General features: G+C 66.6%; 17 protein-coding genes and 1 pseudogene. 7 read left to right on the top strand and 11 right to left on the bottom strand.

Annotated elements, in window-relative coordinates:
* Positions 1-277: 277 nt before the first annotated feature.
* From ACTOWK_RS01180 to ACTOWK_RS01155, 6 genes and pseudogenes are all read right to left on the bottom strand, one after another.
* Positions 278-1,126 carry an NAD-dependent protein deacetylase gene (locus tag ACTOWK_RS01180; protein WP_441328383.1) on the bottom strand — a complete coding sequence of 283 codons (849 nt, stop codon included), beginning with the start codon at positions 1,124-1,126 and terminating at the stop codon, positions 278-280.
* A gap of 187 nt (positions 1,127-1,313) precedes the next feature.
* Positions 1,314-3,194, bottom strand: a complete 1,881-nt coding sequence (locus ACTOWK_RS01175) for a YadA-like family protein (protein WP_441328650.1) — start codon at positions 3,192-3,194, stop codon at positions 1,314-1,316.
* A gap of 306 nt (positions 3,195-3,500) precedes the next feature.
* Positions 3,501-3,557: pseudogene (locus ACTOWK_RS01170) on the bottom strand (hypothetical protein); the annotation flags it as partial.
* 15 nt (positions 3,558-3,572) lie between these two features.
* Positions 3,573-4,652, bottom strand: a complete 1,080-nt coding sequence (locus ACTOWK_RS01165) for a hypothetical protein (protein ID WP_441328382.1) — start codon at positions 4,650-4,652, stop codon at positions 3,573-3,575.
* Between the two features lie 291 nt (positions 4,653-4,943).
* Positions 4,944-5,711, bottom strand: a complete 768-nt coding sequence (locus tag ACTOWK_RS01160) for a response regulator transcription factor (RefSeq protein WP_441328381.1) — start codon at positions 5,709-5,711, stop codon at positions 4,944-4,946.
* A gap of 253 nt (positions 5,712-5,964) precedes the next feature.
* Positions 5,965-8,172, bottom strand: coding sequence for a M3 family metallopeptidase (locus ACTOWK_RS01155; RefSeq protein ID WP_441328380.1), 2,208 nt, complete (start codon positions 8,170-8,172; stop codon positions 5,965-5,967).
* Positions 8,173-8,400: 228 nt separating this feature from the next.
* Here ACTOWK_RS01155 and ACTOWK_RS01150 point away from each other — a divergent pair, with 228 nt between their 5' ends.
* From ACTOWK_RS01150 to ACTOWK_RS01135, 4 genes are all read left to right on the top strand, one after another.
* Complete coding sequence (locus tag ACTOWK_RS01150) at positions 8,401-8,784, top strand: VOC family protein (protein WP_441328379.1); 384 nt, start codon at positions 8,401-8,403, stop codon at positions 8,782-8,784.
* Between the two features lie 55 nt (positions 8,785-8,839).
* Entirely contained in the window at positions 8,840-10,927 is a 2,088-nt protein-coding gene (locus tag ACTOWK_RS01145; RefSeq protein ID WP_441328378.1) for an amidohydrolase family protein, read from the top strand.
* Between the two features lie 757 nt (positions 10,928-11,684).
* Positions 11,685-13,988, top strand: a complete 2,304-nt coding sequence (locus ACTOWK_RS01140) for a TonB-dependent receptor (RefSeq protein ID WP_441328377.1) — start codon at positions 11,685-11,687, stop codon at positions 13,986-13,988.
* A gap of 313 nt (positions 13,989-14,301) precedes the next feature.
* On the top strand, positions 14,302-14,784 hold the full coding sequence (locus tag ACTOWK_RS01135; protein WP_441328376.1) for a glutathione peroxidase: 483 nt from the start codon (positions 14,302-14,304) through the stop codon (positions 14,782-14,784).
* 301 nt (positions 14,785-15,085) lie between these two features.
* Here ACTOWK_RS01135 and ACTOWK_RS01130 read toward each other — a convergent pair whose 3' ends face one another.
* Positions 15,086-16,288, bottom strand: coding sequence for an acyltransferase family protein (locus ACTOWK_RS01130; RefSeq protein ID WP_441328375.1), 1,203 nt, complete (start codon positions 16,286-16,288; stop codon positions 15,086-15,088).
* Between the two features lie 152 nt (positions 16,289-16,440).
* On the opposite strand from ACTOWK_RS01130, the gene ACTOWK_RS01125 reads away from it, so the two are divergent.
* Positions 16,441-17,379 carry a LytTR family DNA-binding domain-containing protein gene (locus ACTOWK_RS01125; RefSeq protein WP_441328374.1) on the top strand — a complete coding sequence of 313 codons (939 nt, stop codon included), beginning with the start codon at positions 16,441-16,443 and terminating at the stop codon, positions 17,377-17,379.
* Between the two features lie 119 nt (positions 17,380-17,498).
* Here ACTOWK_RS01125 and ACTOWK_RS01120 read toward each other — a convergent pair whose 3' ends face one another.
* On the bottom strand, positions 17,499-18,308 hold the full coding sequence (locus ACTOWK_RS01120; protein ID WP_441328373.1) for a ferredoxin--NADP reductase: 810 nt from the start codon (positions 18,306-18,308) through the stop codon (positions 17,499-17,501).
* Positions 18,309-18,568: 260 nt separating this feature from the next.
* Here ACTOWK_RS01120 and ACTOWK_RS01115 point away from each other — a divergent pair, with 260 nt between their 5' ends.
* A complete protein-coding gene (locus ACTOWK_RS01115; RefSeq protein ID WP_441328372.1) occupies positions 18,569-20,965 on the top strand; it encodes a Tex family protein in 2,397 nt (798 codons plus the stop codon).
* A gap of 17 nt (positions 20,966-20,982) precedes the next feature.
* The gene (locus ACTOWK_RS01110) at positions 20,983-21,273 is read left to right on the top strand and encodes a hypothetical protein (protein ID WP_441328371.1); all 291 of its coding nucleotides are present in this window, start codon (positions 20,983-20,985) and stop codon (positions 21,271-21,273) included.
* A 617-nt stretch (positions 21,274-21,890) separates the two neighbouring features.
* On the opposite strand, the gene ACTOWK_RS01105 is transcribed toward ACTOWK_RS01110, so the two are convergent.
* The 3 genes from ACTOWK_RS01105 to ACTOWK_RS01095 all read right to left on the bottom strand — a co-directional run bounded on the left by ACTOWK_RS01105 (position 21,891) and on the right by ACTOWK_RS01095 (position 25,491).
* The gene (locus tag ACTOWK_RS01105; protein WP_441328370.1) at positions 21,891-23,081 is read right to left on the bottom strand and encodes a PQQ-dependent sugar dehydrogenase; all 1,191 of its coding nucleotides are present in this window, start codon (positions 23,079-23,081) and stop codon (positions 21,891-21,893) included.
* A 127-nt stretch (positions 23,082-23,208) separates the two neighbouring features.
* The gene (locus tag ACTOWK_RS01100; RefSeq protein WP_441328369.1) at positions 23,209-25,098 is read right to left on the bottom strand and encodes an ABC transporter ATP-binding protein; all 1,890 of its coding nucleotides are present in this window, start codon (positions 25,096-25,098) and stop codon (positions 23,209-23,211) included.
* Between the two features lie 81 nt (positions 25,099-25,179).
* The gene (locus tag ACTOWK_RS01095; RefSeq protein WP_441328368.1) at positions 25,180-25,491 is read right to left on the bottom strand and encodes an NIPSNAP family protein; all 312 of its coding nucleotides are present in this window, start codon (positions 25,489-25,491) and stop codon (positions 25,180-25,182) included.
* Positions 25,492-25,537 lie beyond the last annotated feature (46 nt).

Here is a 25,537-nt window from a genome sequence, read left to right as displayed (position 1 = left end):
GCTGGCGTTAACCTCCAGCGCCCGATGCCCTGATTGCCGCCGCGCGGCTTGTGTAGGAGGGATGTAAGCCCCGATAGGCGAAGCGGTGAGATGCCACGTCCTCGTTTGCAGGCGGGGCTGCGACGTATGAAAACAAAAAACCGATTATCCGGGCTTCGGTTATGGCGCTGGCGTTAATTACTTCGGTTGGTCGCGGCTCATGCCGCTCCTGCAGTCGGCGGCATCATCATCCGAGTCCCGAGTCCCGAGTCCCGAGTCCCGAGTCCCGAACCCCAACTCACCCCAACGCCGCCTGCAAAGTCGCCGCGCAATCGGCTTCGAGCTTGAGCGTGGCGATGTCGTCGGCGCGGGTCACGCCGCGGTTGAGCAGGGCCAGCGGCAGGCCGGCCTCGCGCGCGGCGCGGGCGAAGCGGAAGCCCGAATAGACCATCAGCGACGAGCCGATCACCAGCATCGCGTCGGCCTCGGCCAGGGCCTGCTGGGCCGCGGCGACGCGCGCACGCGGCACGTTTTCGCCGAAGAACACCACGTCGGGCTTGACCATGCCTCCGCAGTGTTCGCACACCGGCATGGCGAAGCGCTCGAATTCCAGGCCTTCCAGGTCGGCGTCGCCGTCGGGCAGGACCGCCGCGCCCAGATCGATCCAGTCCGGATTGCGTTCGGCCAACTCGGCCTGCACGGCTTCGCGCGCACGCCGCACGCCGCAGTCGAGGCAGACGATCTCGTCCAGGCAGCCATGCAGATCGACCACGTCGCGGCTGCCGGCGCGCGCGTGCAGGCCGTCGACGTTCTGGGTCACCAGCGCATGCGGGCCGTCGCGTTCCTGCCAGCGCGCCAATGCCTGGTGGCCGCTGTTCGGCCGCGCGCCGGCGAACGAGGGCCAGCCGACGAAGCTGCGCGCCCAGTAGCGGGCACGCGCGCGGGCATCGCCGACGAAGGCGCGGAAATCGATCGGCGGTTTGCGCTGCCAGGCGCCGTTCTCGTCGCGGTAATGCGGAATGCCCGAGCCGGTGCTGAGGCCGGCGCCGGTCAGCACGAACACGCGCCGGTGCGGCCGCAGCCACTCGTACAAGGCCTGCGCGGCGGCGTGCGTATCTCGGGTATCGGCGGCGGTGTTCGAAGTCATTCGTGGGGCGTTCGCAGAGGGGGCGGGGCTGAAGCCTAGATGGCGGCGATGCGGCGGCGATCCAAGGTGCGGGTTCCGCGGCGACGGGGTGCTTATCGCAAAAGAAGACCGCCCGAATCGCTTCGGGCGGCCTGGCGTACCACGGCGGGGCGCGCGCGGTCGCCGGGGGGAGGTCAGGTTTCCGGGCTCACCACATCAGGCCGGCGCCGACGGTCACGCCGACATCGCCCTTGGAGTTGCTGTTGCCGGAGAATTTGTAGACCCAGCGGCCGTCCTCGCTGATCGTCGAGACGCCGATCGCGAAGCCGGTTTCGCCGCGGAACGAGCTCGCCGCGATCGCCGCCATGCTCTTGCCGGGCATGTACGACTGCGGCAGCCCCGCGACCGCCATCGCCGAAGCGACGCCGGCGCTGGCCTTGTCGTCGAGCTGGCCGATCTCGCGACGCAGCCCGTTGCCCCAGTTATCGGTGTACTGGTTGGAGGTGGTGATGGCGCGGTTGACGCCCTCGTTGAGCTGCTGGACGTTGACCGCATCGGTGTTGGAGGTGCCGGCGCGGACGTTGCGGATCTGCACCGAGCCGCCGCCGTTGTTGAGGGTCACTTGAGTGGTGTTGACGCTGCCGTCGACGTTGGTGTCGTAACGCACCGTGCCGGCCTGCGAGGAGCGCAATTGGGCGACGTTGACCGCGTCGTTGTCCTGGCTGCCGGCGGCCACGTTGACGATCTGGCGCTGCGCGCTGGCGGTGCCCACCGAGACCGTGTTGGCGCGGTCGGCCACCGCGCCCTGGCCGAGTGCGACCGCACCCGACGCCGTCACGCTGGCGCTTTCGCCGACCGCGACCGCATTGGTCGCGCTCGCCGAGATGCTGCTGTTGGCGCCGACCGCGGTGCTGCCGTCGGCGTTGACGCGGGCGTTGCCGCCGACCGCGGTGTCGTTGTCGCCGGCGGCGTAGGCGTCGCCGCCGATCGCGACGCCGTGCTGGCCCATCGCGCTGGCGCTGGCGCCCGCGGCGATCGCGCGCGTGCCGGCGCCGACCGTAGCGTTGCCGGTGCCGTCGATGGCGATGCGCGGTTCGGGCGTACTGCCCGGCGGCAGGTTGTCGATGCGGTTGTTGATGTTGGTCAGGCTGGCGTCGACCGCGGCGAAAGCGGCGCCGACGTCCTGGTAGCTGCCGCCTTGCACGGTGAAGCTCGGTGCGCCGAAAACGCCGCCGCTGAAGCTGGCGCCGGCGCCGAAGATCGTGGCGATGCCGTCGCCGAAGCTCTGCACCTGGCCGCCGTTGACCGCTTCCAGACTGCTGGCGGCGATCTGGCCGTTGGCGACGTTGTCCAGGGTGGTGCCGGTGCCGGCCGGGCCGCGCAGGGTGGCGCGGGTGTAGTCCGGGTTGCCGCTGCCGTCGTCGTCGTACTTCAGGGCGAAGGCGTCGTTGCCGGCGAGGCCGCCGTCGAGCGCGCTCAGCGCCGCGCCGACATCGTTATAGGTGTTGCCGCCGATGACGTAGTTCGGCGCGGTGAAGCCGCCGCCGACGTTGAAGGTGGCGCCGCCGCCGAACAGTGCCGCGGTCGAGGTGCCGAGGCTGAACAACTGGCCTCCGTTGACCGCCTGCAGGCTGCCGGCCGCGATCTGGCCGCCGGCGAGATTGTCGATCACGGTGCCGGTGCCGGCCGGGCCTTGCAGGGTGACGTTGCCGTAGTCCGGATTGCCGCTGCCGTCGTCGTCGTAGCGCACGGCAAAGGCGTTGCTGCCGGCCAGGCCGCCGTCGAGCGCGGTCAGCGCGGCGCCGACGTTGTTGTAGCTGTTGCCGGCGATGACGTAGTTCGGCGCGGTGAAGGTGCCGCCGATGTTGAACACCGTGCCGCCGCCGAGCAGGTTCGCCACCGAGCTGCCGATGCCGAAGATCTGGCCGCCGTTGACGCCTTCCAGGCTGCCTGGGGCGATCTGGCCGGCGGCGAGGTTGCCGATCACCGTGCCGGTGCCGGCCGGGCCGCGCAGGGTGGCCCGGCCATAGTCGGGGTTGCCGCTGCCGTCGTCGTCGTACTGCACGGCGAAGGCGTCGGCATTGGCCATGCCGGCGTTGACCGCGGCGAAGGCGTCGCCGGCGTTGTTGTAGCCGTTGCCGTCGATGATGAAGTTCGGTGCGGTGACGGTGCCGTCGGCCGCGACCGAGGCGCCGGCGCCGAGGCGCTGCGCGTTGGATTGGCTGATCGCGAAGATCTGGCTGCCGTTCACCGCCTGGGTGCTGCCGGCGGCGATGACGCCGGCGCCGAGGTTGGAGACGATGGTGCCGCCTGCGCCCTGCAGGGTGACGTTGCCGAAGTCGGGGCTGCCGCCGAGGTCGTCGTACTTGACCGCGAACGGATCGGCCGCGGCGTTGGCCAGCGCGCCCTGCAACTGGGCCACGTTGACCGCGTCGGTGCCGAGGCTGCCGGCGGCGAGGTTGGTGAGCTAGCGGGTCGCGCCGGCCGCACCGATCGAGAGTTCGCCGGCCGAGGTTTGCGGCGCGACCAGGCCGAACGCGGTATAGCCGGCCTGGGCGCCGACCACCGTGCTGGAACCGGCGCCGAGCGCGACGCTGTTGGCGTGGGTCGAGGTCGCGCCGAAGCCGAGGATGGTCTGGCGGTTGGCGTTGCCGAAGGTGTTGTCGCCGATCAGCACCGAGTTGCCGAGCCGCGCGGCGTAGTTGGTGTCGGGGCCGCCGGTGAAGCCTTGCGAGGCCGCGGTGACGGTCGGCAGCTGATGGCGCGCGTTGGTGCCCATGACGATGGTGTTGGAGCCGTTGGCGTAGCTGCCGTCGCCGATGATGACCTGGTTGTTCTGCGCGGCATTGGTGCGCCAGGTGCAGGCCAGGCCGATGATGATGCAGGAGGCGTTGTTGTTGTTGCCGGTGTAGTTGCTGTCCTGGAACTGGATGTAGCTGTCGGACTGCACCGCGCCGATCAGGGTCAAATGGTTCGCGGGCTGGTTGCCGTCCAGGTCGAGCACGTTCGGCGCCTGCACCAGGTTGAGGATCAGCGACAGATACGAATAGTTGAAGTTGGCGCGGTCGATGGTTAGGCAGCCGCTGCCGAGCAGGCCGCAGGCCTGGTAGTCGTTGCCGAGCAGCCAGTTGCTGAGGTAGGCGCTGATGCCGGGCAGGCTGTTGTTGGCCGGGTCGGGCGGTTGGATCACGCTCATCGGCGAGGCCATGCCGCCATCGTCGAACGCCATCGAATCCCAGGTGGAACTGTTGGGTATGCCGTCGAACACCAGCGGCAGCAGCGGCGCTTCCTCGTCGAGCAATTCATCGCTGGTGGTCGGTTGTTCGCCGGAGGAGGACGAGGTTTCGTCGCCGATTTCGATCGTGGGTACGGACAGCGCCGAGCCGTCTTCGGCGGCGCTGGCGAGCAAGGGCGTGGCCGCCAGGCTCAGCGCGAGGCACCAGCACGTGGTCAGTCGGAACAAAGGCGTGCGCGTCATTCGGGTTTCGCGCGTGGATGCCGGTGCAGTGGTCAGAAGAATTCCGTTCTGCGTGTCGCGCTGATTCATGGCAACAGTCTCCGTCTACGATCGATGCGGTGAGCCGATCGATAGCGCGAGACGAAGCGCATGCAAGCCGGCCGCTGGGCCGCGATTCGTTTTTCGTCCCCGGGTATCACTGCTGACGCGTTCGCTGGCGCGGCAGCCATCGGCTGATGCAGGCTAGGTAGCCCATCTACGCAATACACTCATGCAGCATCACCTTCACTCACGTGCGCTCACGCAAGCGAATGTGTGAAATTGCACAGTTCTCGACGTCAGCCGCCCCCTGCGGCTGCTATGAAAGTCCGCAATGACTATTCAGTTGTTCGCGCGCACGATGGTGCACAGATAACCCATGCCGCGCACGGCGCGCAGAGGCAACGGCAAGGGACTCATCAGCGCGACTTTTTTGCGCAGACGATAGATCAGCATTTCCAGGCGGTGCGGATCGAAATCGTAGACGTCGCTGGTCAACGAGCCGATCAGACTGTCGTGCGAAACCGGATGGCCGCCGGCGCCGGTGTTGACCAGACGCAAAAGCACACTGCGTTCCGGTGCGCTGAGGTCGATCGAAGATCCGTCGGGCGTGCGCAGGGTCCAACCGTCGAGCGCGAGTTCCCACTCGCTCAAGCCGGCGCTGCTGCGCGTGGGCATGGCGCGCATGTGGTGTTGCAGGCTGTGCATCGCGGTGATGACCGCGGCGAGTCCGTCGAGGTCGACCGGCTTGGCGAAGCAGGCGTCGGCGATCTCGTGATACGACTCGGCGTGGCGGCTGCTGTCGGCATCGGCGTCGAGCATGACGATGCCGATGTCGGAATGTTGGCGCAGGTGCAGCGCGACCGTGCGCGGATTGTCGTCGGGCAGGTCGCTGGCGATCACTGCGATATCGCAGGGCGAACTGAGCAGGTTGCGGTATAGCGCGGTGGCGTTCGCGCATTCGACGACCGCGAACTGGCGCATCTGCAGCGAGTGCAGGATCTGTTGTCTCAACAACGGGTCGCGTTCGACCAGCGCGATGCGTCGTTCGTTGCGGTTGGAACTGGTGCCGGACGAGCTTGCAGCTTGGACCACGGAGATGGCGGCCATCCTGATGTCCCCTGTTGATCGAACTTCCTGCCGTTGCGCTTGCGCGCGACGACGCGGTCGATATCCAAAATCAGGTTAGTTGGGCTCCACTTGGACCGAATGTGACATAAGTCGAGCTTCGTCGAAAGTGCGTAATTTCCTTGGAAATCTTTAGATCGTGATAACGGTGGTTATGTGCCTTCCAACGACAAAAAGGCCGCCCACCGGACAGGTGGGCGGCCTTGGTTGGCAAAAAGCCGGGGGCTAGCCTGAATTATTTATTCTTGGGCTCGCCGGTGGCCGGAGCGGTCAGGCCGCGGCGCTCCAGCAGGGGCTGGATTTTGGGCTCATGCCCGGAGAAATCGCGGAACAGCTGCAGGGCGTCCTTGCTGCCGCCGCGCGAGAGCAGGGTGGCGCGGAAGCGGTCGCCGTTCTCGCGGGTCAGGCCGCCGTGCTGCTTGATCCATTCCACCGTGTTCGCGTCCAGCACTTCCGACCAGATGTAGGCGTAGTAGCCGGCCGCGTAGCCGCCCATGATGTGGCTGAAGTACGGGGTGCGGTAACGTGGCGGGACCGGCGTGTAGTAGATGCCGTCCTTCTTCAGCGAGGCGGTCTCGAAGGCCATCACGTCCTTGGCCTTCGGCACCTGGGCGGCGTCGCCGATCTGGTGCAGGTTCTGGTCGAGCATGGCCGCGCCGAGGTATTCGGTGGTGGCGAAGCCCTGGTTGAACTTGGACGCGGCCAGGACCTTGTCCAGCAGTTCCTTCGGCATCGGCTCGCCGGTCTGGTAGTGCTTGGCGTAGTTGGCCAGCACCGACGGCCAGTCGGCCCACATCTCGTTGACCTGCGAGGGGAACTCGACGAAGTCGCGCGGCACGCTGGTGCCGGAGAAGTAGGGGTACTTCACGTTCGAGAACATGCCGTGCAGGGCATGGCCGAACTCATGGAACATGGTGGTGACCTCGTCCCAGGTCATCAGGGTCGGCTTGCCGGCCGGCGGCGCCGGGATATTGAGGTGGTTGGCCACCACCGGCAGGGTGCCGAACAGTTCCGACTGGTCGACGTAGGAGTTCATCCAGGCGCCGCCGCGCTTGGAGTCGCGCGAGTACATGTCGGCGATGAAGATCGCCAACTGCTTGCCGTTCGCGTCGAACACGTCGTAGACGCTGGTGTCCGGGCGGTACAGCGGCAGGTCGGTGCGCTGCTTGAACTTCAGGCCGTAGAGCTGGCCGGCGGCGTAGAACACGCCGTTCTCGAGCACGTTCTTCATCTCGAAGTAGGGCTTGAGCTGGGCTTCGTCGAAGGCGAACTTTTCCTTGCGCACCTTCTCGGCGTAGAACGCCCAGTCCCAGGGCTCGAGCTGGAAGCTCTTCTCGCCCTTGGCGGCCTGTTCCTTGTCGATCATCGCCTGCAGATCGGCGGCTTCGCGCTTGGCGTTGGCGACCGCGGCCGGGGCGAGCTGGCCGAGCATGCTGTTGACCGCCTCGGGGTTCTTGGCGGTCTCGTCCTCGAGCACGTAGGCGGCGTAGTTCGGGTAGCCCTGCATCTTGGCGCGCTCGGTGCGCAGGGTGACGACCTTGGACACCAGCTCGGTGTTGTCGAAGGCATTGCCGCGGCTGTTGCGCGCGACCGAAGCCTTGTGCAGCTTTTCGCGCAGGGCGCGGTTGGTCAGGTCGGTTTCCGGCGGCTGGCCGGTGGTGTTGAGCAGGGTCAGCAGGTACTTGCCTTCGAGCTTGCGCGCCTTGGCCGCTTCGGCCGCGGCGGCGATGCGCTCGTCGGACAGGCCGTCGAGTTCGGCCTTGCTGTCGACGACGATGGCCGAGTCCTTGACCTCTTCGAGCACGTTCTCGCTGAACTTGGCGCCCAGCTCGGCCAGCTCGGCGTTGATCGCCTTCAGCCGGGTCTTCTGCGAATCGCCGAGGTTGGCGCCGCCGCGCACGAAGTCGGTGTAGTAACGCTCGACCAGGCGTACGCCCTCGGCGTCCAGGCCCAGCGAGTCGCGCTGGCCGTACAGGGTCTTGATGCGCGCGAACAGCTTGGGATTGAGGTTGATCGCATCGCGGTGCGCCGACATCTTCGGCGCGTATTCCTGCATGAGCTTCTGCCGCACCGGGTTGGTGTCGGTGCTCATCAGGTTGAAGAAGGTCGAGGTCGAGCGGGCGAGGATGCGGCCCGAACGCTCCAGCGCCAGGATGGTGTTGTCGAAGCTCGGCGCGTCGGCGCTGTTGGCGATCGCGTCGATCTCCTTGAGCTGGTCGGCCATGCCGCGATCGAAGGCCGGCGCGAAATCGGCGTCCTTGATCTTGTCGAACTGCGGGAACTGCAGCGGCAGCGGGCTCTCCTGGAAGAACGGGTTCGCGTGCGATTGAGCGTTGGCGGTCACGGCTTGGTCTGCTTTGGTCTGGGCCTGGGCATTGTGGGCAAGGCTGGTACCGGTGGCGAACAGGGCCACGGCCAACGCCAGCGCGAGGGGATGCTTCATCGTGCGGAACCTCGTCAATAGGAACCTTAAAGCCTAACCGACCCCGGGCCGGGGCGGCCCGTGACGAAAGGCATGGCCGCCCGGGACCGGCCCATGAGGCGGGGCAAAGCATGACCAAGGGACCAGGTTCGCCGGCGGCGACGGGTTTACACTCCGGCGCAGTTCACCAGGGAGCGGGGCGATGGCGCGCAGCGGCCGACACACAGGACGGGTGCCAGGACGGACCTCATGACGGCGCCGAGCGCACAGCGTTTCGTGCCGATGCTGCACGTCGCCCAGGTGCCGCGCGCGGTAGCCTTCTACGCCACCTTCGGCTTCGCGATCGGCAACGCCCACTACGAGCCCTCCTGCGGCGACGACCCGGTCTGGGCCTCGCTGCACAGCCCTGGCGGCGCCGAGCTGATGCTGGTGCTGGCCGACGGGCCGGTCGACGACACCGTGCAGGCCGTGCTGTTCTACGTGTATTGCGACGACGTCGCGGCGATGCGCGAACGCGTGCTCGCCGCCGGCATCGACGCGGGCGCGATGGCCTATCCGTTCTACCGACCCAAGGGCGAGTTCCGGGTCCGCGACCCGGACGGTTACGTCCTGATGGTCACCCATCACGACTGACGGCCTGCCCAGGCTTCTTTCCCAAGTCTCACCCATTCTTCCGGAGCACGATCCGATGCCTCAACTGCCGATCTCCCGTTCGACCCTGCGCGCATCGCGCCTGCCCCGCGTCGCCCGCCTGGCGCTGGCGGTCTGTCTCGCCTCGGGTTTTGCCGCCAGTGCGTTCGCGGCCGAGACCACGCGTTATCTGGCCCTGGTCGACGGCGGCAAGCAGGCCGGCCAGCAGGTCGTGACCCGCGCCGACGACGGCACCACCACGGTCGATTTCATCTTCAAGGACAACGGTCGCGGCCCCGAGCTCAAGGAAACCTACACGCTGGCGAAGGACGGCACCTACCGGACCTACCAGGTCCAGGGCACCTCGACCTTCGGCGCGAAAGTCGACGAGAGCTTCCGCCGCGACGGCGACAAGGCGGTGTGGAAGTCGCTGTCCGATTCGGGCGAGGCGACCGTGTCCGGCCCCGGTCTGTACGCACCGCTCGGCGGCACCCCGGCCGGTTTTTCGGTGGTCCTCAACGCGCTGGCCAAGCGCAGCGACGGCAAGCTGCCGCTGCTGCCGAACGGCAGCCTGAGCGCGCGCAAGATCGACGAGGCCGAGGTCACCCGCGACGGCAAGACCGAAAAGGTGCAGTTGCTGGCGATGACCGGGCAGGGTTTCACCCCGAACTTCGCCTGGGCCACCACCGGCGCGGAACCGCGCTTGTTCGCCTTCATCTATCCCGGCTATCTGCAGTTGATCGAAGAGGGTTGGCAGAGCAACGCCACTGCCCTGGAAACCCGGCAGAAGGCCGCCGAAGGCAAGCTGCTGGTGGACCTGAGGCAGAAACTCGGCCACCGTTTCGGCGGCACCACCCTGCTGCGCGACGTGCGCGTGTTCGACAGCGAGAAGGCCCAGCTCGGCGAGGCCACCGACGTGGTCGTCGCCGACGGCAAGATCGTCTCGGTCGGCAAGGCCGCGGCTGCGCTGAAGTACGACCGCAGCGTTGACGGCGGCGGCCGCGTGCTGATGCCGGGCCTGTTCGACATGCACGGCCACCTGTCGCGCTGGGACGGCGGCCTCAACATCGCCGCCGGCGTGACCACCGTGCGCGACATGGGCAACGACAACGCGACCCTGCAGCAGATGATCGGCGAGATCAAGGCGGGCACCTTGCTGTCGCCGAACGTGGTGCCGGCCGGCTTCATCGAGGGCGAGAGCAACTTCTCGGCGCGCAACGGCTTCGTCATCAAGGACATCGCCGGCGCCAAGTCGGCGGTCGACTGGTACGCCGCCAACGGCTATCCGCAGGTCAAGATCTACAACTCGTTCCCGAAGGAACTGTTGCGCGAGACCGCGGCCTATGCGCACAGCAAAGGCCTGCGCGTCAGCGGCCACGTGCCGGCGTTCATGCGCGCCCAGGACGTGGTCGACCAGGGCTACGACGAAGTCCAGCACATCAATCAATTGCTGTTGAATTTCTTCGTCGACGACAAGACCGACACCCGCACCTTGCAGCGTTTCTACCTGGTCGCCGACAAGGCCGCCGACCTCGACCTGGATTCCAAGCCGGTGCAGGACTTCATCGCGACCCTGGCGAAGAAGCAGATCGCGATCGACCCGACCCTGGCGACGTTCGAGTTCCTGCATCAGCGCGACGGCGAGTTGTCGCCGATCGTCGACGGCATCGCCGATCATCTGCCGCCCGACGTGCAGCGCGGTCGTCGTTCGGCCGAGATGAACATCCCCGACGACGCGACCGCCGCGCGCTACAACAAGTCCTACGCCAAGGCGGTCGAGTTCGTCGGTCGCGCCTACAAGGCCGGCGTGCCGCTGCTGGCCGGCACCGACGAAGTGCCCGGTTTCACCCTGCAGCACGAGCTGGCCTTGTACGTGCGTGCCGGCCTGACCCCGTCGCAGGCCTTGCAGGTCGCGACCTGGAATGCCGCCAAGGTCGCCCGCGTGCTCGACGACCGCGGTTCGGTGACGGCCGGCAAGCGCGCCGACCTGATCCTGATCGACGGCGACCCGACCCGCGACATCGCCGACATCCGCAAGGTCTCGCTGGTGCTGCAGGGCGAGACCGCCTACTACCCGAGCGAGGTCTACGACGCCCTGGGCGTGAAGCCCTTCGCCGCACCGGCCAAGGTGGCCGCGGCGAAGTAAGCGCGAGCGTACGTCGTAGCGAAACGGGTCGCGGCATATGGCCCGCGACGAATCCAACCCGAAGCGTCCCCCCTTTGTGAAAGGGGGCAGGGGGGATTTGCTGTTGCTTCGGACAACGCCGCAAGCGAGCGCGCAACAGCAAATCCCCCGCGCTACAGATCCCTGCCTTCGGCCCGATGCGCCGTGCGCTAGCCCCCTTTGTCAAAGGGGGCCATGGTTCGGCGGCTTCTTCAAAACTACCCGAGCGTCCCTTTGGGATCGGCCGAAGACCCGTCCTTCGACACCCGCCGAAGAGTTCCCCGGGAGCCAGGCGAAAAGCCCCTTCGAAACCTGCCGAAGAGTTCCCCCCTTTGAAAAAGGGGGGGGCAGGGGGGATTTGCTTTTGATCGCCACGCGGCTCCTCAAAGAGGCCGCATGGAGCCTGAAACTCGCCCAAGCCCCAGCCGTCCCAATCCCAAGCCCCGAATCCCGAGGCCCAAGTCCCAAGTCCCGAGTCCCGAGTCCCAAGTCCCAAGTCCCAAGTCCCGAGCCCCGAGTCCCGCCGATCGGCCGGAAAGCCCATTCGAGCACCGACTCTTTAATGGTTTGGTAACATTCGCCGGTCAATGAGCCGCCACCGGCGCGGGCAGTCCGCGCCACGGCCGTCAAGGGACGGTCCGATCGCCCATCGCCGTACGCGCGTGCCCGAGGGAGCATGGCGGCGGCGGTTTCCCACGAACTGGCGCCCCACGCGCCGCGTCCATCGAGAAACCCGACCATGTTCCAGCACTTGCGTGCTCTTCGCAGCCCTGCGCCCCGTAGTCACGCCCTGGCCGTCGCTATCGGCCTGACCCTCGCTTCCGCCTCGGTCTTCGCTCAAGACCCTGCGCCCGCCGCGGCCGCGCCCGCCGAAGGCGAGGCCAAGACCCTCGACGCGTTGATGGTCACCGCCCAGCGCAAGGTCGAACGCGCCAAGGATGTCCCGGTCGCGCTGACCACGGTCGACCGCGAGAAGCTGCACGTGCTGGGCTCCGGCGGCGGCGACATCCGCTTCCTGTCCGGCCGCCTGCCGAGCCTCAACATCGAGTCCTCGTTCGGCCGCGCCTTCCCGCGTTTCTACATCCGCGGCCTGGGCAACACCGATTTCGACCTCAACGCCTCGCAGCCGGTCTCGCTGGTCTATGACGACATCGTCCTGGAGAACCCGCTGCTGAAGGGCTTCCCGGTGTTCGACCTGGAGAACGTCGAACTGCTGCGCGGCCCGCAGGGCACCTTGTTCGGCCGCAACACCCCGGCCGGCGTGGTCAAGTTCGAGTCGGCCAAGCCGACCCGCGAGCTCGAAGGCTACGGCCAGGTGTCCTACGGCACCTACGGCACCACCAATTTCGAAGGCGCGATCAGCGGCCCGCTGAGCGCCAACTGGTCGGCCCGCGCGTCGGCGATGTACCAGCGCCGCGACGATTGGGTCACCAACACCAATCCGAACGCGCGCAGCAACGGCGAACTCGAAGGCTACGACGAATCCGCCGTGCGCCTGCAGCTGCAGTACGACGGCAGCGACACCTTCAACGCCTTGTTCAACGTCCACTCGCGCCACCTCAATGGCACCGCGCGTCTGTTTCGCGCCATGCTGTTCAAGAAGGGCACGAACGATTTCGTCGACGGTTTCGATATCGACGAGGTCGGCATCGACGGCCGCAACTCGCAGAAGCTCGACAGCTACGGCGCCAGCGCGCGCCTGAGCTGGGAACTGCCGAACGACCTGACCCTGTACTCGATCACCGGTTACGAAACCGCCGACTCGTTGAGCCGCGGCGACATCGATGGCGGCGTCGGCGCGATGTTCCTGCCCGGCGGCAGCACCCCGGTCGGCATTCCGTTCGCCGCCGAGTCGGCCGACGGCCTGCCGGACCACCGCCAGTGGACCCAGGAATTCCGCATCGAGTCGAGCTATGCGGGCCCGCTCAACTGGCAGGCCGGCCTGTTCTACTTCGACGAAGACATCACCGTCGACAGCCTCAACTACGACAGCCTCGCCGGTGGCGTGCAGGCCGGTCACGCCCAGCAGAAGCAGCGCAACAAGGCCTGGGCCGCGTTCGGTTCGCTCGAATACGACGTGACCGAGCGCTTCAAGCTGCGCGGCGGTCTGCGCTACACCCAGGACAAGAAGGACTTCAGCGCCAGCGTGCTGCAGAGCGCGCCGTTCGGTGCGCCGGTATCGGGCCCGTTCAAGGTCCGCACCGACGTCGACGACGTCAGCTGGGACATCAGCGGCGTGTTCCAGGCCACCCCGGACATCAATCTGTACGCGCGCATCGCCAAGGGCTTCCGCGCGCCCAGCATCCAGGGCCGCCTGCTGTTCCAGACGCCGCCGCAGCCGTCGGTCGCCGACGCCGAGAAGGTGATCTCGTACGAGGCCGGCCTCAAGGCCGACCTGTGGGACAAGCGCGCACGTCTCGGCGTGGCCCTGTTCCGCTACACCGTCGACAACCAGCAGCTCAACGCGGTCGGCGGCGCGCTCAACCAGACCATCCTGGTCAATGCCGACAAGACCCTCGGCCAGGGCGTGGAAGTCGACCTCGACGCCTACGTGACCGATAACCTGATGGTCACCTTCGGCGCCAGCTACAACGACACCGAGATCCAGGACAGCAACCTGTTCGTGGCTCCCTGCGGCGGCGGCTGCACCGTCACCGACCCGACCGTGGTGCGCAACGGCCAGACCCTCGCGGCGATCGACGGCAATCCGCTGCCGCAGGCGCCGAAGTGGGTCTATAACGTCACCGCGCGCTACAGCCTGCCGCTCGCCAACGGCAACGAGTTCTACGTCTACACCGACTGGGCGTATCGCAGCGAAGTGAACTTCTTCCTGTACGAAGCCCGCGAGTTCCGTGGCAAGGACCTGCTCGAAGGCGGCCTGCGCATCGGCTACCAGTGGGATAACGGCCGTTACGACGTGGCTCTGTACGGCCGCAACATCCTCAACGAGAAGCGTGCGGTCGGCGGCATCGACTTCAACAACCTGGTCGGTTTCGTCAACGACCCGCGCATCGTCGGTGCGGAGTTCAAGGCTTCGTTCTGATCCGAGCCTGCATGTGATGTTGCGAACGGCCCGCCCTGTGCGGGCCGTTCGTTTTTTGGGGTGAGTGGATGCGCGAGCCAGAGGCTCGCATGCGGCATCCACTCACCCCCGCCTTCGCGGGGATGACGGCAAGAAGGACCACGGCACTACCGGGAGGACGGAAGCGGGTTGTGGACCGGAGGCGGCTTGAAAAGCGTGACGGCCCTGCGAATATCCGCACTGCATTGCGGCTTCCGTCGCCAAGGGGGATCCAGCCCCAGACACCGCCATCGCGAAGCGCTATGGTGCGTCCAGTCCCCAGGGAGTCCCCGCGATGACCACCGCCTACGATTTCTCCGCCGTCGACATCGACGGTCAGAACCAGTCGCTCGACCGCTATCGCGGCAAGGTGCTGCTGATCGTCAACGTCGCCTCGAAATGCGGGTTCACTCCGCAGTACACCGGTCTGGAAAAACTCGAGCGCGACTATGCCGCGCGCGGTTTCGAGGTGCTGGGCTTCCCCTGTGATCAGTTCGGTCACCAGGAACCCGGCAACGAGGCCGAGATCAAGGAATTCTGCTCGCTGACCTACGAGGTGAGCTTCCCGCTGTACGCCAAGGTCGACGTCAACGGCGACCAGGCGCATCCGCTGTGGAAGTGGCTCAAGGACGAGAAGGGCGGCTTCCTCGGCATCGATGCGATCAAGTGGAATTTCACCAAGTTCCTGGTCGGCCGCGACGGTGCCGTGATCAAGCGTTATGCGCCGACCGACAAGCCAGAATCGATCGCCGCCGACATCGAGAAAGCGCTGGCCTGAAGCGAGCGCTGCACTTCATCGGGTAGGAGCGGCGCGAGCCGCGACCGCGCCGGCGGCCGAAGCCACGTGGTCGCGGCTTGCGCCGCTCCTACCCCGAAGCCGGCGCGCCGTGTAGTACTCGGCGATCGAGCGGTCTCTGCGGCCGCTGCGGAACGCTTCCGACCGAATCGCTCAATGACTGCCGCAGGCTTCACCGGGTAGGAGCGGCGCGAGCCGCGACCGCGCCGGCGGTCGAAGCCACGTGGTCGCGGCTTGCGCCGCTCCTACTCCGAAGCCGGCGCGCCCTCTCAGCTAGCGGCGATCACACGGCTTCCGCCACCGGCCGCGGCAGGCCGTCGCTCGATATCGCGGCTTGCGGCCGTCCACGACGTTTCGCCTTCAAACCGAAACAAGGCCGCAGCCAGGGCACGCGCCGGATCGCCTCGTGCAGCACCCAGCAGCCGAGCACCGTGCCGACCAGGACGATGGCCGGCTCGACCCCTGCGTCGAACTTGAGCGGCAGCACCCAGTAAGCGATCAGCACGATCAAGCTCTGGTGCAGCACGTACCAGGGATAGACCGCTTCGGTGGCCCAGGGCAGCCAACGGAACGGGCGGTTGAGCAGATGGTGCGACCAGCCCAGGATCGCGCAGATCGCGGTCCAGATGTACAGGCTGCGCATCGTCCAGATCGCGTATTGCACGCTGTCGGGCACCTCGTCGGGCAACAGCCGGATCATCGCCAGATAGACAGCGAACAGGCCCAGCGCCCAGCCCAGGGTGCGGCGGCGCAAGCGCAGCAATTCCTGCCATAGCCCGGCCTCGTTGCCGAGCCAGTAGCCGTAGAGGAACACGCTGAAATAGATCGCATGGCGGTACCAGTCGTGGATCAGGTCGCCGGTCTCCTCGAAATGCGGCTGCAGCAGGATCGAGCCGAGCGCCAACGGCAGCGCCGGCAGCGTCATCAACTTCCAGCCGCGCAATCTCGCCAGCGCGGCGTGGGCGCGGCGGCCATGGCTATTGCGGAACAACGGCAACACCGCCGCGAAGACCAGGGTGTAGACCCACAGATAGACCAGGTACCACAGGTGGTTCCAGGTGAAGCCGTACTCCCAGCCGTCGAAGGCCTCCGCCGGCCAGGGCTGGAAGCGGTAATAGCGCAACAGGAAGTCGACGAAGCCCGGCTCGACCAGGCCGTTCGCCACGCCCTGGGCATAGGGCTGGATCGGCACGACCACCAGGCAGCCGAAGGTCAGCGGCAGCAGCAACCGCCAGCTGCGCTGGAGCAGGAAGCGGCCGAGCGAAGTACCGCGCAACAGGAAATGCACCGACAGGCCGGAGATCAGGAAGATCAGGTCCATGCGCCAGCGGTTCACGAACAGCATCGGCAGTTGCAGGGTCTCCGACAGGTGGGTGCTCTTGAGGTGCCAGCCCCAGTCGGCGACGTAGAGCATGGCCCAGTGATAGAGGATCAGCAGGGCGAAGGCGAGGGCGCGCAGGGCGTCGATGTCGTATCGGCGTTGCATGGGCGGTCACGGCAGTGGCGGAGCCGCAAGCCTGTGGCGCCGGGCGTTTGCGAGCGAGGCCGGGGTGACCGGTGGCGGTCCGGGGGGACGAATCGCGGTCCCGGGGGACGACCGGTCGTCGCGTTGGACGGCCGCCGGGCGAGAATGCGCGCATGAGCGACGACGTTTCCCCGATCCATGCGGCCGACTCCGGCGCCGCAGCCATTCCCCCCACCCATCCGACGGTCCCGCCGAGCGCCTGGGACCGCTTTCAGCCGTGGCGCCGCACGGTCGAGGTCCTGGCCTGGGTGGTTTTGTTCGGGGTCAATGCGGTCGCCGGCAGCCTGACTACCTTGATGGACATCCGTCGGGCCGGCCTCGACATCCCGAATTGGGCGCCACCGGTGTGGGAGGGCAGCAGTTGCCTGGTCGCGCTGGCGCTGGTGCCGGCCCTGGTCTGGTATACGCGCCGGGTCCCGTTCCATGTCGATACCTGGCGCCGCGCCCTAGCCCTGCACCTGCTCGGCAGCGTGGCCTGGTCGGTCGCGCACGTGACCGGCATGGTGGCGATCCGCAAGGCGATCTACGTCGGCTTCGGCGAAAGCTACGACTTCAGCCCCTGGGCGACCGAATACGTCTACGAATACCTCAAGGACGTGCGTTCCTACACTTATATGGTCCTGTGGATCGAGGCCTATCGCCTGTTGCTGCGGCGGTGGCAGGGCGAGGCCAGCGTGCTGACCGTCGCCGACGACATGCCCGAGCCGGTCGTGGCGGAACGGCCGGAACGCTTCCTGGTGCGCAAGCTCGGCAAGGAGTTCCTGATCGCCGCGGCCGAGGTCGAATGGCTGCAGGCCTCGTCCAACTACGTCAACCTGCATCTGCGCGGCCGCGACTATCCGCTGCGCACGACCATGGCCGGTATCGAGACCCAACTCGATCCGGCCCGCTTCGTGCGCGTGCACCGCAGCTACATGGTCAATCTGGATTGCGTCGGCGAGATCGAGCCGCTGGAAAGCGGCGATGCGCGCATCACCATGAGCGACGGCACCCGCATCCCGTGCAGCCGGCGCTATCGCGGCGCCCTGCGCCAGGAGCGGCGCGCGGCCTGAGCGTGCGCAGTGTCGGGGTAGCAGCGGCGCAAGCCGCGACCGCGCCAACGCAACGACGTCGCAAGCCCATGCAGGCCCGCGCTCTATCGCGGCTCATACCACGCCGGGCCGGGGCGGCCTTACTTCTCGACGAAGGCGCGCTCGAACACGTACTGGCCCGGCGTGCCGATGCGCGGCGAGGCGGTGAAGCCGCGCTGGTCGAGCACGCCGCGGAAATCGGCCAGCACCTGCGGGCTGCCGCAGATCATCGCGCGGTCGTGTTCGGGGTCGAGCGCCTCGATGCCGAGCAGATCCGTCATCCGTCCGCTTTCCATCATCTCGGTCAGGCGGCCGCGTTGGTCGCGGCCGGCGTACTCGAAGGCTTCGCGAGTCACCGCCGGGCAGTACTTGAGCTTGGCCGTGATCTGTTCGCCGAGGAACTCGTGGTGCGGCAGCTCGTTGACGATGTAGTCGCGGTAGGCCAGGTCTTTTTCGTTGCGCACGCCGTGGCAGAGCACGACTTTGTCGAAGCGCTCGTAGGTCTCGGGGTCCTTGATCACCGACAGCCACGGCGCCAGGCCGGTGCCGGTGCCGAGCAGATACAGATTGCGGCCCGGATGCAGGTCGTGGATCAGCAGGGTGCCGGTGGGCTTGCGCCCGATCAGCACGCTGTCGCCGGGCTGGATCGACTTCAGGCGCGAGGTCAGCGGGCCATTGGGCACCTTGATGCTGAAGAATTCGAGCTGTTCTTCCCAGTTCGCGCTGGCGATCGAATAGGCGCGAAGCAGCGGTTTGTGCGAGCCGTCCGCCTGCTCGACCTGCAGTCCGATCATCACGAACTGGCCGTTCTCGAAGCGGAAACCGTCGTCGCGGGTGGTGGTGAAGCTGAAGTAATCGTCCGTCCAGTGGCGGACGTCCAGCACCGTTTCGGTGCCAAAAGCGGAGGACATGCGAGGATCGATTCGGGTGGAGCGGGGCGCTCATTGTACCCGAGCGATGAGAACGGTTCTTAAAGCCAGGAGTGAGCGGAGAGGAGCGAGGAGTGAGCGAGAGCTGGACCGGCAACGGCTCAGCTCACCCCTCACTCCTTTTCGCTCGTTTCTCATCCGCCCGGCCCCAAAAACCCAGTCCTGTCAATGGGTTTCGCGTTCACGCCGGCATTGCGACAATCGCCCGGTCCCCCGCCAGCGGGGCTAATCGATTGGAAACGATGCAAGACCAGAACACGCAGTCCGCGCAGATCGCAAACAAGATCGCCAAACTCATCGCCGTCGAGATCGGCGCCCAGACCGCCCAGGCCCTGTCCGCCATCGCCTTGCTGGACGAAGGCGCGACCGTTCCCTTCATCGCCCGCTACCGCAAGGAAGTGACCGGCGGCCTCGACGACATCCAGCTGCGCGACCTGGAATCGCGCCTGCGCTATCTGCGCGAGCTCGAAGACCGCCGCGCCGCGGTGCTCGAAAGCATCGCCGAGCAGGGCAAGCTGACCGACGAGTTGCGCGGCGATATCGAAGCGGCCGACAGCAAGGCGCGCCTGGAAGACTTGTACCTGCCGTACAAGCCCAAGCGCCGCACCAAGGCGCAGATCGCCCGCGAAGCGGGCCTGGAGCCACTGGCCGACGGTCTGTTGGCCGACCCGAGCCTGAGCCCGGAAGCCTTCGCCGCCGGTTTCGTCAGCGAAGACAAGCAGGTCGCCGACGTCAAGGCCGCGCTCGACGGCGCACGCGCGATCCTGATGGAGCGCTGGGGCGAAGACGCCAGGCTGGTCGGCGAACTGCGCGGCTGGCTGACCGAGGTCGGGGTGATCCGCGCCCGCGTCGCCGAAGGCAAGGAGGCCGAGGGCGCGAAGTACCGCGATTATTTCGACCATGCCGAATCGCTGGCGAAGATTCCCTCGCACCGCCTGCTGGCCTTGTTCCGTGCCCGTCGCGAAGAAGTGTTGTTTCTCGAACTCGAACCCGGCACCGACCCCGATGCCGGCCACGCCTATGGCGAAGGCCGGGTCGCGCTCAACGCCGGTATTTCCGAGCAGGGCCGCGCCGCCGACCGTTGGTTGCTCGACGCCTGCCGCCTGACCTGGCGCGCCAAGCTGCACCTGCACCTGTTACTCGACCTGTTCGGGCAGGCCCGCGAGAAGGCCGAGGCCGAGGCGATCGACGTGTTCGGCGACAACCTCAAGGATTTGCTGCTGGCCGCGCCAGCCGGTCCGCGTGCCGTGCTCGGGCTCGACCCGGGGCTGCGCACCGGGGTCAAGGTCGCGGTGGTCGACGCGACCGGCAAGTTCGTCGCCCACGACACCATCTACCCGCACGAGCCGCGCAAGCAGTGGGACCAGTCCCTGCACACGCTGCGCGCGCTGTGCATCAAGCACGGCGTCGAATTGATCGCGATCGGCAACGGCACCGCCTCGCGCGAAACCGACAAGCTGGCCGCCGACCTGATCAAGCTCGTGCCGGAAGCGAAGTTGACCAAGGCCGTGGTCAGCGAGGCCGGCGCCTCGGTGTATTCGGCTTCCGAATTCGCTTCCAAGGAGTTCCCCGATCTCGACGTCAGCATCCGCGGCGCGGTCTCGATCGCGCGGCGTTTGCAGGACCCGCTGGCCGAACTGGTCAAGATCGAACCCAAGGCGATCGGCGTCGGCCAATACCAGCACGACGTCGACCAGTACCGCCTGGCGCGCACGCTCGACGCACGCGTCGAGGACTGCGTCAACGCGGTCGGCGTGTACGTCAACACCGCATCGGCGGCGCTGTTGGCACGGGTATCGGGCCTGTCGAGCACGGTGGCCGAGAACATCGTCCGCCACCGCGACGAGAACGGCCCCTTCGCTTCGCGCAAGGCCCTGCTCAAGGTGCCGCGCCTGGGCGACAAGACCTTCGAGCAATGCGCCGGCTTCCTGCGCATCGTCGACGGCGAACAACCGCTCGACGCCTCGTCGGTGCACCCGGAGGCCTATCCGGTGGTCGAACGCATCGTCCAGCAATGCGGACGCGAGGTGAAACAGTTGCTGGCCGACCCGCAGTTCGTGCGTGGCCTGAAACCGGAAGCCTTCACCGACGAGAAGTTCGGCGTGCCGACCGTGCGCGACATCCTCAAGGAAATGGAAAAGCCCGGCCGCGACCCGCGTCCCGAGTTCAAGGCCGCGCGTTTCGCCGACGGCGTCGAGGACCTCAAGGACCTGCAGGTCGGGATGATCCTCGAAGGCGTGATCAGCAACGTCGCCGCGTTCGGCGCCTTCGTCGACATCGGCGTGCACCAGGACGGCCTGATCCACATCTCGGCCCTGTCGGACAAATACGTCAAGGACCCGCGCGACGTGGTCAAGGCCGGCGACGTGGTCAAGGTGCGGGTGCTCGAAGTCGACATCCCGCGCAAGCGCATTGCCCTGACGCGCCGTCTCGACGACGCCGTGCCGGCGCCGCGCGCGCCCGGAGCGGGCGCCGAGCGCAACGAACGCAGCGACCGCAACGGAGGGCGCGGCAACGACCCGCGCGGCGGCCGTCGCGACGCGCCCCCGGCCCGCGGCGGCTCGTTCGCCCCGAAAGCCGCCGCACCGATGGGCGGCGCCCTGGCGGATGCATTCGCGAGAGCGAAGCAGAAGCCCTGACTTTCAGGGTTTTGTTTTTGGCGACAATCGAAAGCCGCCTCCTTGCGAAAGGGGGCGGTTTTTTTATGGATGAGTCGAGGGTGTCGCTGATGGAGGCGGCGGAGTTGCCGCTCAGCCTTGGCTTTGGTTGCCGAGCCGAGCAGTGCCGTTGTCGTATAGATGTTGTTGTTGCTGTGCGCCGATTCGACCTTGCGAAGGCAATAGAAGACCCGGAGGGCGGCGCGCAAGGATGCGCGCCGTTTTTCATCGGGACAGGGATGTCCCGTATGAAAAATCCCTGCGTCGGCATCGCTCGTGCGGGCCTGTGATTCAAAACAAAGCATTTTTCTTTGGTTACCTTTCTTTTGTTGCTTTAGACAAAAGAAAGTAACCCGCCGCTTTAGTGGCGGAAGCTTTTGGCGTTTGATCCTGATCCTGATCCTGATCCTGATCTTGCTCGGTCGATCCGAAGCGAGACCGCAACAACGATGTCGCGGCTTGCGCCGCTCCTACCCTGGTTCCAGCCGGGAGCGCCGCGAGGTTGAGGCGCCGTGGTCGGCGCTTCTAGGGTAGGAGCGACGCAAGTCGCGACATCGTCCTGGCGGCCTCCGGCGCAGCCTTCAAGCAAGAGCAGAGCTTCCGTCCGCTGACGCGGCCGGGTTACTTTCTTTTGCTAAGCCCAAAAGAAAGGTAACCAAAGAAAAGGGCTCTCCTTGCAAGGGCACAAGCTCGCGCGTTCGAAGCCGACGCAGGGATGCTCCAGACAGGCCATCCATGGCCTGCTTGCGCACGGCCCGCATCCATGCGGGCCGCCCTACGGGTCTTCAATTGACCGGTAAAGCGCAAAGCAGATCAAAATCTTGTCAACGGCAACGGCAACGGCAACGGCAACGGCAACGGCAACGGCAACGGCAACGGCAACGGCAACGGCAACCGCAACCGCCGGTCACTTCTTGGTCGGCGGCTCCAACCGCAATAACTTGCCCTCGTTCTCGTCCGTCAACACATACACCTTCCCATCCGCCGATACCCGCACATCGCGGATGCGCCAGTCGAGCTCCTTGAGCAGGCGCTCTTCCTTGACGATCTTGTCGCCGTCCAGGTTCAAGCGGATCAGGCTGCCGTCGGCGAGGGCGCCCAGGAACAGGCTGTCGTTCCACGGCGAGCCGGGCTGGCCGGTGTAGAAGGCCATGCCCGACAAGGCCGGGGATTTTTCCCAGACGTGGTAAGGCGATTCCAGGCCCGGTTTCTCTTTACCCTGCGCTTCGGAAATCTTCAGCCCGCTGTAGTCGATGCCATGGGTGATCAACGGCCAGCCGTAGTTCTTGCCGGGTTGCGGCAGATTGATTTCGTCGCCGCCGCGCGGGCCGTGTTCGGCTTCCCAGACGGTGCCGGTGCGCGGGTCGACGGCCAGCGACTGCATGTTGCGGTGGCCGTAGCTCCAGATCTCCGGGCGTGCATCCTGGCGGCCGACGAAGGGGTTGTCCTCGGGCACGCTGCCGTCGAGGTTCAGGCGCACCAGCTTGCCCTGCAGTTTGTCGAGCTCCTGCGAGGCCATGCGCTGTTGGCGCTCGCCCTGGGTGATGAAAATATGCCCCTGCTTGTCGAAGGCCAGGCGCGAGCCGAAGTGATTCGGGCCGACCAGCTTGGGTTGCTGCTGATAGATCACCTTGACGTCGGCCAGGGCCGCGTCGCCGAGTGTCGCCGAGGCCACCGCGGTGCCGGCGCTGCCGTTGTCGCCGGGCTCGGCATAGCTGAGGTAGATGCGTTTGCTGCTGGCGAAGTCGGGCGACAGCACCACGTCGAGCAGGCCGCCCTGGCCTTCGGCCCACACCGCGGGCACGCCGGAAATCGGCGCCGAGATCGCGCCATCGGCCGCGACATGGCGCAGGCGGCCGGGGCGTTCGGTGACCAGGAAGCCGCCGTCGGGCAACAGCGCGACCGCCCAGGGATGTTCGAGGCCCGATGCGATTTCGGTGACGCGCACCTCGCCGAGTTCGCTCTTGACCTGGTGCGTGGTTTGTTGCGCCGGCGCCGCCTTGGCGGTCGCGGCTTCGGCTTCCTGGTTGCGCTGGCAGGCCGCCAGGCTCAGCAACAGGGCAAGGGAAAGGACGCTGCGATGAAGAATCGGGATCATGTGCGCTCCTGGATCGGTGAGTTCGCGAGCGGAAGCCCGCTCGGCGACGGCGCGCCCACCATAGCCGCCGCTCCGCACTGGGACAACGAGGCGCCGAGACAGTTCCGCCTGGGTATCCGCTGCCGGCTCAGCGATAGCCCGCGGCCTGCAACTCGAACAGTTCGGCATAGCGCCCGCCCTGGGCGAGCAGTTCGACATGGGTGCCGCTGGCTTCGAGCCGGCCCTCGGCCAGCACCAGGATGCGGTCGGCCATGCGCACGCTGGAGAAACGGTGAGAGATCAACACCGCGGTCTTGTCGGCCGACAGTTCCTTGAAACGCTGGAATACCTCGAACTCCGAGCGCGCATCCAGGGCCGCGGTCGGTTCGTCGAGGATCATCACCTGCGCATCGCGCATGTAAGCGCGGGCGATCGCGATCTTCTGCCACTGCCCGCCGGACAGGTCGACGCCGGTCTTGAAGCGGCGGCCGATCAATTGGTCGTAGCCGCGCGGCAGACTCTCGATGACTTGGTCGGCCATGCCGCGCCGCGCCGCTTCGCGGATGCGCGCGGCATCGCCCATCGCCTCGATCTGGCCGACGCTGATGTTCTCGCCGGCGGTCAGGTGATAACGGACGAAGTCCTGGAAGATCACCCCGGTGCTGGCGCGCAGGTCGTCGAGGTCGTAGTCGCGCAGGTCGCGGCCGTCGAGCAGGATGCGGCCTTCGTCGGGGTCGTACAAACGCGCGAGCAGTTTCACCAGGGTGGTCTTGCCGGCGCCGTTCTCGCCGACCAGGGCCAGCACTTCGCCGGCGCGCAGTTCGAAATCCAGCCCGCGCAGAGCCCACTGCTCGGCGTCGGGATAGCGGAAGCCGACGTTCTCGAACACGAAGCCCTGGCGGATCGGTTTCGGGATCGCGAGCGGGTCGGCCGGCGAGACGATCTCGGGTTTGATTTCGAAGAACGAGAACAGGTCTTCCAGGTACAGCGCCTGTCCGGCGACCTGCGAGAAGCCGATCAGCAATCCTTCGAGCAATTGACGCAGGCGCAGGAAGCTGCCGGCGAGGAAGGTCAGGTCGCCGATGCTGAAATCGCCGCGTACCGTGCGCCAGGCAATATAGCCGTAGGCGATGTAGTAACCCAGGGTGCCGAGCCCGGCCAGCACCGTGCCCCACAGCGCGCGGCGGCGGGCGAGGGCGCGGTTGGCCTTGAAGAATTTGCCGGCGAGCTCGCGGTATTTCGCGATCAGGAAGCGATGAAGATTGAAGATCTTCACTTCCTTCGCGGTTTCGACGCTGGCGCCCATTTGTCGCACGTATTCGAGCTGGCGCCGTTCCGGCGTCCAGGCGAAGTTGAGCGAATACCCCAAGGCGTTGAAATGCGCCTCGCCGATGAAGGCCGGGACCAGCGCCACCGCGAGCAGCAGGATCAGCCACGGCGCGTAGACCAGCAGGCCCACGGCGAAGCTCACCACGGTGATGGTGTCCTGGACTTGGCCGAACAACTGGCTCATCAGGTTCATGCGGCCCATGGTCTGGCGGCGCGCGCGATCGAGCTTGTCCTGCAGGTCGGGGTCTTCGAAGTCTTCGAGGTCGAGGGTGGCGGCGTGTTCCATCAGGCGCACGCTGGTGGCGTTGGTGAACAGCTCCGACAGCAGCGCATCGCCGTAGGCGACGATGCGTCCGAGCAGGTCCGAGCCGATCGCCAGGCCGAACTCGAGCGCGAGCAAGCTCAGCAGGGTATTCAACTGGCCGCTGGCCCAGGCCGAGGACAGCGAATCGAAGCCAGGATCGGCGGCGACCAGACGCACCGCCTCGTCGATGATCAGCTTGCCGACATACAAGGTGACCACCGGCAGCATGGCGCGGATCAGGCGCAGGCCGAGGGTGATCAGGGTCAGCGCCGGGCTGGTCGCCCAGATCTGCTTGAGGAAGGGACGCAGATTGCGCAACGCGTCGAAGCGTTCGCGCAGACTGGGTTTGCCGCCGTCGGCCTGGACCTGCCGGGGCGACGGACTCGCGTCGCTGGATGTGCTCATGCGGCGATTGTGCCCAAGAACCGGGCCACAGGGTTGTGGCCTGGTCGGCGGTCGCGCCACGGCGCCCCGATGGGCGGACGCTCAGTCGGGCTTGAACACCGGGCGGAAGAAGCTGCGCTCGTAGCTGACGATGAAGCGCTTCTCCTGCGCGTAGGCGAAGGCGGCCTGGCAGTCGGGGTCGTCGAAGGAGCGTGTGCGGTAGTCCTCGTAGGCGGCCAGGCTAGGGAACGAGAACATCGCCAGGGCGATGTTGTTGGTGCCTTCGGAGGGCAGGAAATAACCGTGGTGCTGGCCGCCGAATTTTTCGACCAGGGGAATCCACAGCTTGCCGTAATGCTCGAACTCGGCCAGTTGGTAAGGGTCGATGACGTAGCGCAGATAACAGGTGATCACGGACGATGGCTCCAGGGACGAATGCAGGCGGGCACTGTAGCCTGCG

The organism is Lysobacter sp. CA196 (assembly GCF_052078695.1).
Lineage (GTDB): Bacteria > Pseudomonadota > Gammaproteobacteria > Xanthomonadales > Xanthomonadaceae > Lysobacter.
This window is presented reverse-complemented; position numbering and strand designations above follow the sequence as displayed.

Coding starts and splice junctions, on each gene's coding strand:
- ACTOWK_RS01120 (WP_441328373.1), bottom strand. CDS start 18,308: ATGTCCTCCGCTTTTGGCACCGAAACGGTGCTGGACGTCCGCCACTGG.
- ACTOWK_RS01100 (WP_441328369.1), bottom strand. CDS start 25,098: ATGAGCACATCCAGCGACGCGAGTCCGTCGCCCCGGCAGGTCCAGGCC.
- ACTOWK_RS01130 (WP_441328375.1), bottom strand. CDS start 16,288: ATGCAACGCCGATACGACATCGACGCCCTGCGCGCCCTCGCCTTCGCC.
- ACTOWK_RS01165 (WP_441328382.1), bottom strand. CDS start 4,652: ATGAATCAGCGCGACACGCAGAACGGAATTCTTCTGACCACTGCACCG.
- ACTOWK_RS01150 (WP_441328379.1), top strand. CDS start 8,401: ATGACGGCGCCGAGCGCACAGCGTTTCGTGCCGATGCTGCACGTCGCC.
- ACTOWK_RS01175 (WP_441328650.1), bottom strand. CDS start 3,194: ATGGCCAATGCCGACGCCTTCGCCGTGCAGTACGACGACGACGGCAGC.
- ACTOWK_RS01140 (WP_441328377.1), top strand. CDS start 11,685: ATGTTCCAGCACTTGCGTGCTCTTCGCAGCCCTGCGCCCCGTAGTCAC.
- ACTOWK_RS01105 (WP_441328370.1), bottom strand. CDS start 23,081: ATGATCCCGATTCTTCATCGCAGCGTCCTTTCCCTTGCCCTGTTGCTG.
- ACTOWK_RS01180 (WP_441328383.1), bottom strand. CDS start 1,126: ATGACTTCGAACACCGCCGCCGATACCCGAGATACGCACGCCGCCGCG.
- ACTOWK_RS01135 (WP_441328376.1), top strand. CDS start 14,302: ATGACCACCGCCTACGATTTCTCCGCCGTCGACATCGACGGTCAGAAC.
- ACTOWK_RS01145 (WP_441328378.1), top strand. CDS start 8,840: ATGCCTCAACTGCCGATCTCCCGTTCGACCCTGCGCGCATCGCGCCTG.
- ACTOWK_RS01160 (WP_441328381.1), bottom strand. CDS start 5,711: ATGGCCGCCATCTCCGTGGTCCAAGCTGCAAGCTCGTCCGGCACCAGT.
- ACTOWK_RS01155 (WP_441328380.1), bottom strand. CDS start 8,172: ATGAAGCATCCCCTCGCGCTGGCGTTGGCCGTGGCCCTGTTCGCCACC.
- ACTOWK_RS01115 (WP_441328372.1), top strand. CDS start 18,569: ATGCAAGACCAGAACACGCAGTCCGCGCAGATCGCAAACAAGATCGCC.
- ACTOWK_RS01125 (WP_441328374.1), top strand. CDS start 16,441: ATGAGCGACGACGTTTCCCCGATCCATGCGGCCGACTCCGGCGCCGCA.